This is a genomic window from Rhodanobacter thiooxydans, from assembly GCF_030291135.1.
Taxonomy (GTDB): domain Bacteria; phylum Pseudomonadota; class Gammaproteobacteria; order Xanthomonadales; family Rhodanobacteraceae; genus Rhodanobacter; species Rhodanobacter thiooxydans_A.
Genome location: NZ_CP127409.1, coordinates 3002763 through 3013003, shown reverse-complemented (window position 1 = coordinate 3013003; position 10241 = coordinate 3002763). Strand labels below are relative to the sequence as shown.

Annotated in this window: 11 protein-coding genes; all 11 read left to right on the top strand. The window is 67.3% G+C overall.

Going from position 1 to position 10241, the window contains the following annotated elements; genetic code table 11:
- Nucleotides 1–13 precede the first annotated feature (13 nt).
- The 11 genes from QQA13_RS13940 (at nucleotide 14) to QQA13_RS13890 (ending at nucleotide 10235) form a co-directional block, all read left to right on the top strand.
- Entirely contained in the window at nucleotides 14–535 is a 522-nt protein-coding gene (locus QQA13_RS13940) for a GNAT family N-acetyltransferase (RefSeq protein WP_108470333.1), read from the top strand.
- Between the two features lie 394 nt (nucleotides 536–929).
- Nucleotides 930–1799, top strand: coding sequence for a TerC family protein (locus QQA13_RS13935; RefSeq protein WP_234411242.1), 870 nt, complete (start codon nucleotides 930–932; stop codon nucleotides 1797–1799).
- Complete coding sequence (locus QQA13_RS13930; protein WP_199909788.1) at nucleotides 1792–2493, top strand: alpha/beta fold hydrolase; 702 nt, start codon at nucleotides 1792–1794, stop codon at nucleotides 2491–2493. The genes QQA13_RS13935 and QQA13_RS13930 overlap by 8 nt, the downstream gene beginning before the upstream one ends.
- A gap of 85 nt (nucleotides 2494–2578) precedes the next feature.
- Nucleotides 2579–3082 (top strand): DUF2127 domain-containing protein, encoded by a 504-nt coding sequence (locus QQA13_RS13925; protein WP_108470335.1) that lies wholly within the window; start codon nucleotides 2579–2581, stop codon nucleotides 3080–3082.
- Nucleotides 3083–3276: 194 nt separating this feature from the next.
- A complete protein-coding gene (locus QQA13_RS13920; protein WP_159082140.1) occupies nucleotides 3277–3435 on the top strand; it encodes a hypothetical protein in 159 nt (52 codons plus the stop codon).
- A 138-nt stretch (nucleotides 3436–3573) separates the two neighbouring features.
- Nucleotides 3574–5766 carry a M3 family metallopeptidase gene (locus QQA13_RS13915; protein WP_108470336.1) on the top strand — a complete coding sequence of 731 codons (2193 nt, stop codon included), beginning with the start codon at nucleotides 3574–3576 and terminating at the stop codon, nucleotides 5764–5766.
- Nucleotides 5767–5932: 166 nt separating this feature from the next.
- Complete coding sequence (locus QQA13_RS13910; protein WP_108470337.1) at nucleotides 5933–6301, top strand: YbaN family protein; 369 nt, start codon at nucleotides 5933–5935, stop codon at nucleotides 6299–6301.
- A 218-nt stretch (nucleotides 6302–6519) separates the two neighbouring features.
- Complete coding sequence (locus tag QQA13_RS13905) at nucleotides 6520–7368, top strand: DUF2167 domain-containing protein (RefSeq protein ID WP_159082141.1); 849 nt, start codon at nucleotides 6520–6522, stop codon at nucleotides 7366–7368.
- 3 nt (nucleotides 7369–7371) lie between these two features.
- Complete coding sequence (locus QQA13_RS13900; protein WP_108470339.1) at nucleotides 7372–8082, top strand: hypothetical protein; 711 nt, start codon at nucleotides 7372–7374, stop codon at nucleotides 8080–8082.
- Nucleotides 8079–8480 carry a J domain-containing protein gene (locus tag QQA13_RS13895; RefSeq protein ID WP_108470340.1) on the top strand — a complete coding sequence of 134 codons (402 nt, stop codon included), beginning with the start codon at nucleotides 8079–8081 and terminating at the stop codon, nucleotides 8478–8480. The genes QQA13_RS13900 and QQA13_RS13895 overlap by 4 nt, the downstream gene beginning before the upstream one ends.
- 84 nt (nucleotides 8481–8564) lie before the next feature.
- Nucleotides 8565–10235 (top strand): trehalase family glycosidase, encoded by a 1671-nt coding sequence (locus QQA13_RS13890; protein ID WP_108470341.1) that lies wholly within the window; start codon nucleotides 8565–8567, stop codon nucleotides 10233–10235.
- Nucleotides 10236–10241 lie beyond the last annotated feature (6 nt).

Sequence of the window (10241 nt, the reverse complement as noted above, 5' to 3'; positions counted from 1 at the left end):
CGACCATTCCCCGATGATCCGCGACGCCACCCCCGCCGACTTCCCCGCCATCCTCGCCCTCAACGAGGCGTTCGTGGCGGTGCTGAGTCCACTCGACCACGCGCGGCTGGCGCAGTTGCATGCGCAGGCGGCGCTGCATCGGGTGATCGAATCGGCCGGGCGGGTCGAGGCGTTCCTGCTCGCGCTGCGCGAGGGGGCGGACTACGACAGCCCGAACTACCGCTGGTTCACGCAGCGCCATCCGCGCTTCCTGTACGTGGATCGCATCGTGGTGGCCGACGACGCGCAGGCGCGTGGTGCCGGCGGCCGGCTCTATCGCGAGTTGTACGCGCTGGCGGTACGCGAGACGGTGCCGCTGCTCACCTGCGAGTTCGATATCGAGCCGCCCAATCCGGCGTCCGCGCGTTTCCACGCCAGGCTGGGCTTTCGCGAAGTCGGCCGGCAGTCACTGCACGGCGGCAGCAAGACGGTCTCGCTGCAGGCGCTCGATGTCGCCGCGGGCGACACGCCACTGGCGGCCATCGACGCAGGCTGATTTCCCGCCACCCTCGAATGACGCGGCAGCCGTTGTCGAACGGGTGCTTGCGGACATGCCAGTGCGGCCGGCGCGGACCGCATTGCACGACGTGAGCGTGTGCTAGCATCGTCGCCGAAGGGGAGTAGCTCCCAATCGCTGTCGCCGTCATGACGAGCCTGGGCTCCGGTGCAGCAGCAAGCCATCTGCTGGTTTGCGAGCAAGACCTTCGCCGCTCCACGGCGAAGGTGCGTCCATCACAGATGCCTTTCCAGCCGTGGCCTTTCGAGCCTTGCCGGAGTCGCAGCATGCCCATGGACGTCCATCCACAACCGTGACACGCGACGGCTCCGTCCTGTCCGCCGGCTGGCTCCTGCTACCGGCGCCGAATCCCCATCCCGCGAAGAGACTTCCCATGGAACTGCTGGCCAACCCCGAAACCTGGATCGCCCTTGCCACGCTGACGGCGCTCGAACTGGTGCTCGGCATCGACAACATCATTTTCATCTCGATCCTGGCGGGCAAGTTGCCACCGGCGCAGCGGAACGCGGCACGCCGCACCGGCATCGTCCTGGCGGCCGTCACGCGCCTGGGCCTGCTGCTCGCGATCGCATGGATCGTCGGGCTGACCGCACCGCTGTTCTCGCTGTTCGGGCATGCGTTCTCGTGGCGCGACCTGATCCTGGTCGGCGGCGGCCTGTTCCTGATCGGCAAGGCCACGCACGAGATCCACCAGAAGCTGGAGGGCGCCACCGAGCAGGTGACGCTGGGTGCAGCGGTGGCGACGTTCGGCAGCGTGGTCACGCAGATCATGCTGCTCGACATCGTGTTCTCGCTCGATTCCATCATCACCGCCGTCGGCATGGTCGACGAGCGCTGGATCATGGTCACCGCGATCCTCGCCTCGATCGGCTTCATGCTGGCGTTCGCGCGGCCGATCGGCGAGTTCGTCGAGCGCCACCCCACGGTCAAGGTGCTCGCGCTGAGCTTCCTGATCATGATCGGCCTGGTGCTGGTGGCGGATGGTTTCGGCCAGCACATCCCGAAGGGCTACATCTATGCTGCGATGGCCTTCTCGGTGTTCGTGGAGCTGATCAACCTGTGGATCCGCCGGCGCGCGAACGGACAGGTCGCGCCGGTGGCGTTGCACGAAAGGTACGCGGACGGCGCCGACCAGGCTGCGCAGGCGTGCGGCGTGTCCTCGCCTGCGCCGGCGCAGGGCACGGCGTGCGATGTGGTCGATAATGCCGCTTCCTTTCCGATCTCCGGGCAACACCGTGACTGACCCTCGGCCGCCGTTGCTGCTGCTTCCCGGATTCCTGTGCGACGAAGAGCTGTGGCGCGACCAGCTGACGGGCCTGGCCGACGTGGCCGAGTGCCGGGTCGCCGACCTGGGCCATGGCGACAGCATCGCCGGACTGGCACGGCAGCTGCTGGCGACCGCGCCGCCGCGCTTTGCGCTGGCCGGCTTTTCGTTCGGTGGCTATGTTGCCCAGGAAATCGCGCGGCAGGCGCCGCAGCGCATCGAGCGGCTGGCGCTGCTCGACACTTCGTTCCACGCCGATACGCCCGAGCGCATCGCGCAGCGGCGGGCGGCCAACAAATCGGTTAGCCTGCCCGGCGAGTTCCGCGGCATGACCGAACAACTACTGCCGAGCTTCGTGGCGCCAGCGCGGCTGCACGATGCGGCGCTGGCGCAGCGGATCAACGCGATGACTTTGCGCCAGGGCCGCGACGTGTTCATCCGGCAGAACGTGATGCGGCGCGAGGACGGCGAGGCGGTGTTGCGCAGCCTGACGTGTCCGGTCATGGTGTTGTGCGGCCGGCTGGACGTGCTCACGCCGCTGGCGCTGCACGAGGCGATGGTTGCGCTGATGCCGCAGGCGCAGCTGGTGGTGGTCGAGGACAGCGGCCACATGAGTCCGATGGAGCAGCCCGCGGCGGTCACCCAGGCCATGCGAACATGGTTGTCGGCGTAGGCAGGTTGCCACCGGTCCCCAACCACGGAGCAGGCTCCGGACCGGCGGCCACTAGTTTCCGGGTCTACCGCGGAAGAGTGTGTCGATGATCGACTTGCGCGTTCAAACCCTGTCCGACAAGGCCTTCGCGATCGGGCTCGGCTTGAAGGGACTCGACGGCATCAGCGAGGTCGTCGGCGGACTCTGGCTGCTGCTGCTCGGTCCGCTGCGGTTGCAGGCATGGGTTGGCGCGCTGGTCGCGCCGGAGTTGCACCAGGATCCCACTGACTTCATCGCGACGCACGTGCTGCACTGGGCCGCACAGTTCGACCAGGGCTCGGTGCTGTTCGCGGCGGTCTACCTGCTGTCCCACGGCGTGGCGAAACTGGTGGTGATCGTGGAGATCCTGCGCGGCAGGCTGTGGGCCTACCCGGGTCTGATCTGGCTGACCGCGGCGTTTGCCGCGTACCAGATCTACCACATGGTGGTGGCTGGTCCTTCGTTCGGTTTCGTGGCGCTGACCCTGTTCGACCTGGTGGTCATCGCGCTCACCGTGGTCGAGTACCGCAAGTTGCGGCGCACCACCGGCGAATCGCGCGCAGCGGGCTGACCGGCGCGCGGCGGCGTTGCGATTGTCCGCCTGTCCGGCCACGGCGCGGCGGCTGTCCGCGGACAACCCGCCGGCATCGTGCGCATTGCCGGTGGATGCAGGCGGGACAAGGCTTCGCGCGTCCCACAACGGGTTGGCATGGCGATTGCACTCCGTACATCACAGGGAACCTCACCCATCAGCGGAGGCACGTCATGAAATTCGAATCACAGATTCTGGCCGGCTTGTTCGTCGTCTGTTTCGCCGTTTGCGCGCTGGTCATGGGCGCGATGCTGACGGCCACGTTGCACCCGGTGCAGCTGGCCGGCGCGGATCATGCAGCGGTGGTGGTTCCGGCTGCCCTGGCAGGCTGAAGGTCCACACGCGCGGGCGCGCCATCCGGCACAGGTGGATGGCCGCGGCGAAGCGTCGCACACCATGGCTTTAGTCATGCATGAAAGCGGCAGGCATTGGGTAGGATCGGGGTTTACCCCACGACGAGATCCGTACCGATGAAGCATCCCATCGCGCTGGCCCTGGCCATTGCCCTGTCCGGTTCCATGGCCGCCTGCACCGATACCGGCAGCGACAAGAGCGAATCCGCCACCTCGCAGGCGCACACCGATACGGTGGCCGCCGACGCCGGCAATCCGTTCTTCCGTGAAAGCCCGCTGCCGCTGCACTACCCGCCGTTCGACAAGATCAGGGACAGCGATTTCGCGCCCGCCTTCGACCGCGGCATGGCCGAGCATCTCGGGGAAGTCCAGGCGATCGCCGGCAACGCCGAGGCGCCCACGTTCGACAACACCATCGTCGCGCTGGAGAAGTCCGGGCAGATCCTTTCCCGCACCTCGACCGTGTTCTTCAGCCTGGTCGGCGTGGACACCAACGACGCGCGCAAGGCGCTGCAGGCCGAGTACGCGCCGAAGCTGGCCGCGCATCGCGACGCGATCTCGCTGGACCCGCAGCTGTTCGCGCGCATCCAGAAGCTGTACGACACGCGCGACAGCCTGGGCCTGGACGCCGAAGGCGTGCGCCTGATCGAGCGCTACCACACCGACTTCGTGCGCGCCGGCGCCAAGCTGTCCGACGCCGACAAGGCGCACCTGAAGGAGATCAACGGCAAGCTGGCGAAGCTGGGCACGACGTTCAGCCAGAACGTGCTGGCCGAAGTGAACGATTCCGCCGTGGCGGTCGACACGAAGGAAGAGCTGGCCGGCCTCAGCGACGAGCAGATCGGCGCCGCCGCGGCCGCCGCAAAGGCGAAGGGCCTGGACGGCAAGTACGTGATTGCCCTGCTCAACACCACCGGGCAACCACCGGAAGCGCAATTGCAGAACCGCGCGCTGCGCCAGAGCCTGCATGAGGCGTCGATCGCCCGCGGCAGCCGCGGCAACCAGTACGACAACACCGCGATCGTGTCGCAGGTGCTGAAGCTGCGCGCGGAGAAGGCGACCATGCTCGGCTATCCCACCTACGCCGCCTACGTGCTGGCCGACGAGACGGCGAAGACGCCCGAAGCGGTCAATGCGATGCTGACCAGGCTGGCGCCGCCGGCCGTGGCCAACGCGAAGCGCGAAGGCGCGGCGCTGCAGGCGATGATCGACAAGGAGCAGGCGGCGAAGGGCGAGGCGACCTTCGCGCTGCAGCCGTGGGACTGGGCCTACTACACCGAGAAGGTGCGCGCCGAGAAGTACGACTTCGACGAGAGCCAGTTGAAGCCGTACTTCGAGATGAAGAACGTGCTGGAGAACGGCGTGTTCTACGCCGCCGGCCAGCTCTACGGGCTCAGCTTCAAGCAGCGCACCGACCTGCCGGTCTACAACCCCGACGTGCTGGTGTACGACGTGTACAACGCCGACGGCAGCCAGCTGGCGATCTTCCTGGCCGACATGTACGCGCGGCCGTCCAAGCGCGGTGGCGCATGGATGAACGCCTACGTGCAGCAGTCCGGGCTCACCGGCAACCTGCCGGTGGTGGCCAACCACCTCAACATCACCAAGCCGGCCAGCGGCCCGACCCTGCTGACCTGGGACGAGGTGACCACCATGTTCCACGAGTTCGGCCATGCGCTGCACGGCATGTTCTCGAACGTGCAGTACCCGTACTTCAGCGGCACCAGCGTGCCGCGCGACTTCGTGGAGTTCCCCTCGCAGGTCAACGAGATGTGGTCCGACTGGCCCAGCGTGCTGGCGAACTACGCCAAGCACTACCAGACCGGCGCGCCGATGCCGAAGGCGCTGCTGGACAAGGTGCTGGCCACATCCAAGTTCAACCAGGGCTTCGCCACCACCGAGTACCTCGGCTCGGCGATGCTCGACCAGAGCTGGCACCAGCTCGGCGCCGACAAGATCCCCGAGGCCGGCGGCGTGGTGGCGTTCGAGGCCGCCGCGCTGAAGGTGAACGGCACCGACTACGCGCCGGTGCCGCCGCGCTACCGCACGCCGTACTTCAGCCACATCATGGGTGGCTACGCGGCCGGCTACTACGCCTATATCTGGTCGGAGGTGCTGGACGCGAACACGGTGGAGTGGATCAAGGCGAACGGTGGCCTCACCCGCGCCAACGGCGACCGCTTCCGCGCCGCCCTGCTGTCGCGTGGCGGCAGCAAGGACGCGCTGCAGCTGTTCCACGACTTCACCGGGCAGGAGCCGAAAATCGAGCCGCTGCTGAAGCGGCGCGGGCTGGACGCCGCGGTCGACTGAGCCGGATCCGTCGGTGGAAAACCAAGCCGCCCGGAGCGATCCGGGCGGCTTTTTTCTGGGATGCCGGAATGTGGGTATGCGCTAGAGTCAAGCTCATACCCCTGCGCGAGCCCGCTTCTTGTCCATATCCCATCCCGCCGCTCCGGAGCCACGCCGAGCCCACGTCGTGCGCTGGTTGCTGATCGTGACCGGCGCACTGTCGCTGGCGCTTGCCCTGGTCGGCATCGTGCTGCCGCTGCTGCCGACCGTGCCGTTCCTGCTGCTGACCGCCGCCTGCTGGTCGCGCGCGTCGCCGCGTTGGCATCGCTGGTTGCTGGCGCGGCCGCGACTGGGGCCGGCGATCGTGCGCTGGGAGCGTGAGCGCACGGTGCCGCGGCGGGCCAAGTTCAGTGCGGTGGCGCTGATCGTGCTGTCGATGGGTGCGTCGATCTGGCTGCTGCGCGATCACCCCTGGCTGCCGTGGGCGCTGGCGGCGGTGGCTGTGCCGGTGCTCGCGTTCATCCTGCGCCTGCGGGAAACGCGCGACGGCGCGTGATGGCCGAGTCGCGGTATTCACTGATCGAATAGGCGGACCAGGCGCGCAGGCGAATGGTGTGTTGAGCTCGCAGTTGGGTGGTTGATATATGGCCGGCCCGGCGTCAAAGTGCGCAGGCATGGCGAGTCCGCTACACGCTCCACGGAGCGTGCTGTCGCCGACGCAGCGGGGGCTGCACGCCATGCATGGGGATATTCACGGATCAACAGGGGAAAAGGATGAAGCGATTGTTTCCAGTGCTTGCGGCACTGCTTGTGGCATGCCTGTGCGCGCCCGTCACCGCACAAACCGACCCGCAAACCAACCCGATCGAGGCGCTGCCCTGGCAGCGGGGGCCGACTACCGTTTCGCTGGGCACGCACGCCTCGTTGCAGGTGCCGAAGGGTTACGCGTTCCTGGACAACAAGGGCACCAAGGCGTTGAACCTGCTGATGCAGAATCCCTCGAACGATGAGGACGAGTACGCGCTGGTGGACGATAGAGGCGACTGGGTGGCGTATTTCACGTACGCGGATACCGGCTACATCAAGGACAACGAGCAGATCGATCCCGATGACATCCTCGACTCCATCCGCAAGGGCACCGAGCAAAGCAACAAGGAGCGGCGCTCGCACGGTTGGGACGAGCTGCGGGTACTTGGCTGGAGTGCGAAGCCCGAATACGACACCCAGCTCAAGTCGCTGGCCTGGTCGATCCTGGCCGAGGACGTCAGCACGCAGCAGCAGGTGGTGAACTACAACACCCGCCTGCTGGGCCGCTATGGCGTGATGCAGGTGGTGGTCGCCACGGCTCCGGACAAGCTCGGCCACTCCATCGGCAGCTTCAAGGAGACGGTGCCGGGCTTCCAGTTCTCGCCTGGCGAAACCTATGGCGAGTACCAGCCCGGCGATCACGTCGCGGCCTATGGTCTGGCGGCGCTCATCACCGGGGGAGCCGCGGCGGTTGCCGCGAAGAAAGGCTTGTTCGCCGTGATCGGCGGCTTCCTGGCGGCAACCTGGAAGTTCCTGCTGGTTGGCCTTGCGGCCGTGGGCGCCAGGTTCAAGTCGTTCTTCGTGAAGAAGCGCTGAGGGATGGCGTTGACCGAACCGTGGTTGCTGATGGGCGGCGTGCTTGGCCTGTACCTGTACGACGCCGCCCTGCTGCTGTTCCACGATGAGGTGGTGCTGGAGGCGCGGCGGCGTGGTTTCGTCGTCTCCGGTGGTTCGTCACTGGAGCTTGGCGGCCGGCACCTGTTTCTGCCGAACCCGTGCTGCCCGCATCGGGTGCTGCTGCGGCTGGCCTGGTCCGGCACGGCATCGCCGTTGCAGCGGGTGCGATGGCAGCGCGTCCGGTTCACGCTGGCGACCCTGGCGCCGTGGACGTGGCTGCTGCTGGGCCTGTTCTTCGCGGGTTTGCCATGCGCGCTCTGGTTCGGTTCGCATGCGGTGCTGCTGGGCTGGCTGCTGCTGACCTACCTGGTGATCGTGGCGATGCTGGCCCAGGTGTATCGCTGCCGGAAGGCACTGAACCTTTCGCCGCGGGCGGTGCTGGCGCTGGCCTTCGACGCGCTGCTGTGCGCGCCGTTCGCGTTGAACATCGTCAGGAAGATCAGCCTGCGACAGCAAGCCGTTCCCGACCTGCGTCGCGCCGCCGCGTCGATGTTGTCGCCTGCGCAGCAGGCAACGCTGCTTGATCTGCTGCGCGGGCGGATTCGCACCAGCCTGGATTTCGTGGAGCCGGGCAGTGCCGCCAGCGATTCGTTGCAGGCCTGCCTGACGCACTTCGAGGACAACACGCCATGACCCTCACCCAGGTCGTCGTCATTCTGGCCGGACTGTTCTTCGGCTACCGGCTGGTCAGTCACCTGCTTTCGCCGGGTACCGGCGAGCAGGACCGGTCGTCGCCCCGGCCGCCCGATGGACAGGACCGGCAGGGCCGCGCGAACGGCCACTGGCGCGACTACGGCCCGGCATGGAGCGATGCGCCGCCGCCCGCGCCGCCACCCGCGTGGTACCAGGTGCTTGGTGTTGCCGAATCCGCCAGCCTGGACGACATAGAGCGTGCCTACCGGCAGCAGATCAGCCAGTACCACCCGGACAAGGTGGCCCGGCTCGGCGAAGATCTCCGCCAACTGGCCGAGCAGCGTTCCCGGGAGATCAATGCCGCCTACGACATCGCGAGCCGGCTGCGGCGCGGATAGCCGGCAGCCGTTGGCGGTGCGGAACACGTGCTCCGCGCAATCGCGGGGTTGCGCCGGCGGGACGATGGTTACACGCTGTCACGCATGTGCCCACGGCATCGGTTGATGATCATGAAGTCATTCCTTCGGTGTGCGCTGTGCGGACTGTGGGTCATGTTCGCCACCGCTGCGGCGGCCCTCCAGCCCGATGCGCAGAAGACCCGCGCCTACATCGACCACGCATGGACCACGCTGACGCGTTCGATGGACGACTGCTCGGCCCTGCGTGATCCCAAGGTGGGCACGCAGCCGGTGCTGTACCTGCCCGCGGACCTGCCATCGCCGCCGGACCTGGCCGCGGTGAAGAAGCGCTGCAACGTCGACGTGCACGTGCTGCCCCGAGCGATCGGCCAGCTTGGCGACATCGCGCCGACTTCGCTGCCGCGGCAGGGCCTGCTCTACCTGCCGCATCCATACGTGGTGCCAGGCGGCTTCTTCAACGAGATGTACGGCTGGGACAGCTACTTCATCGTGCTCGGCCTGGTCGCCGACCACCGCGAGGCGCTGGCGCGCGACATGGTCGACAACGCGCTGTTCGAGGTGCAGTACTACGGCGCGGTGCTCAACGCGAACCGCAGCTATTACCTGACCCGTTCGCAGCCGCCGTTCCTGAGTTTAATGATCCGTGCCGTGCTGGATGACCCGGACAGTTTCAAGAGCAAGGCCGAAGCGCAAGCGTGGCTGGAACACGCGTATCCGCTCGCCGTGCGCGACTACTCCACCTGGACGCGCAAGGAACACCGGGCCGGCGCCACTGGCTTGGCGCGCTACTACGACTACGGCGGCGCGGCGCCGGTGCTGGAGATGCGCGACAGCCGCTACCTGCGCGGCGTGATCGACTGGCTGCTCGCGCACCCGTCGGAGGATCCCGGCTACCTGGTCAGGGCCGCCGAACATCCGGACGCGGCGGAAGTCGTACGGCTCAAGACCGCCAGCTGCGACGTCGAGGCCTCGAAGGTCTGCGCCGGCGCCTGGTCGCAAGGTTATCGCCTTAGCGCTGACTACTATCTCGGCGATCGCGCGATGCGCGAGTCGGGTTTCGACACCAGCTTCCGCATGGGTCCGTTCGGCGGCTCCACCCACCACTACGCGCCGGTGGATCTGAACAGCCTGCTGTACCGCTACGAGCGCGACCTGCACGATTTCGCCGTGCAGCTCGGCAACAATGCGGACGCCAAGCGCTGGGCCGGCGCCGCCGACGCGCGACGTGCGGCAATCGACAAGTACCTGTGGCGTGCCGACCAGGGCATGTACATGGACTACGACTTCGTGCGCGGCAAGCCGTCCGGCTATCACTTCGTCGCCACCTTCTATCCGCTGTGGGCCGGTGCGGCCTCGCCGGCGCAGGCCGCGTCGCTGCGCGGCAAGCTCGGCATCTTCGAGCGCAAGGGCGGCCTGCAGACCAGCGACCACGCCAGCGGCGCGCAATGGGATGCGCCGTTCGGCTGGGCGCCGACCAACTGGCTGGCGACGGCCGGGCTGGACGCCTACGGCTTCCACGACGACGCCCGCCGCATCGCGCGCGAATTCACCGCCACCATCGATCGCAGCCTCGCCCACGACGGCACCATCCGCGAGAAATACAACATGGTCAGCGGCAACGCCGACGTGAAGATCAGCGCCGGCTACACCGCCAACGTGATCGGCTTTGGCTGGAGCAACGGTGTTTATCTGAAGATGCAGGCGCTGCTGCGGGAGCCCTCCGGGAATCCGTGAGGGGCA

Excerpts from the sequence above, each read along its gene's own strand:
- QQA13_RS13940 (WP_108470333.1), top strand. The coding sequence starts at position 14 with ATGATCCGCGACGCCACCCCCGCCGACTTCCCCGCCATCCTCGCCCTC.
- QQA13_RS13935 (WP_234411242.1), top strand. The coding sequence starts at position 930 with ATGGAACTGCTGGCCAACCCCGAAACCTGGATCGCCCTTGCCACGCTG.
- QQA13_RS13925 (WP_108470335.1), top strand. The coding sequence starts at position 2,579 with ATGATCGACTTGCGCGTTCAAACCCTGTCCGACAAGGCCTTCGCGATC.
- QQA13_RS13920 (WP_159082140.1), top strand. The coding sequence starts at position 3,277 with ATGAAATTCGAATCACAGATTCTGGCCGGCTTGTTCGTCGTCTGTTTC.
- QQA13_RS13915 (WP_108470336.1), top strand. The coding sequence starts at position 3,574 with ATGAAGCATCCCATCGCGCTGGCCCTGGCCATTGCCCTGTCCGGTTCC.
- QQA13_RS13905 (WP_159082141.1), top strand. The coding sequence starts at position 6,520 with ATGAAGCGATTGTTTCCAGTGCTTGCGGCACTGCTTGTGGCATGCCTG.
- QQA13_RS13900 (WP_108470339.1), top strand. The coding sequence starts at position 7,372 with ATGGCGTTGACCGAACCGTGGTTGCTGATGGGCGGCGTGCTTGGCCTG.
- QQA13_RS13895 (WP_108470340.1), top strand. The coding sequence starts at position 8,079 with ATGACCCTCACCCAGGTCGTCGTCATTCTGGCCGGACTGTTCTTCGGC.
- QQA13_RS13890 (WP_108470341.1), top strand. The coding sequence starts at position 8,565 with ATGTGCCCACGGCATCGGTTGATGATCATGAAGTCATTCCTTCGGTGT.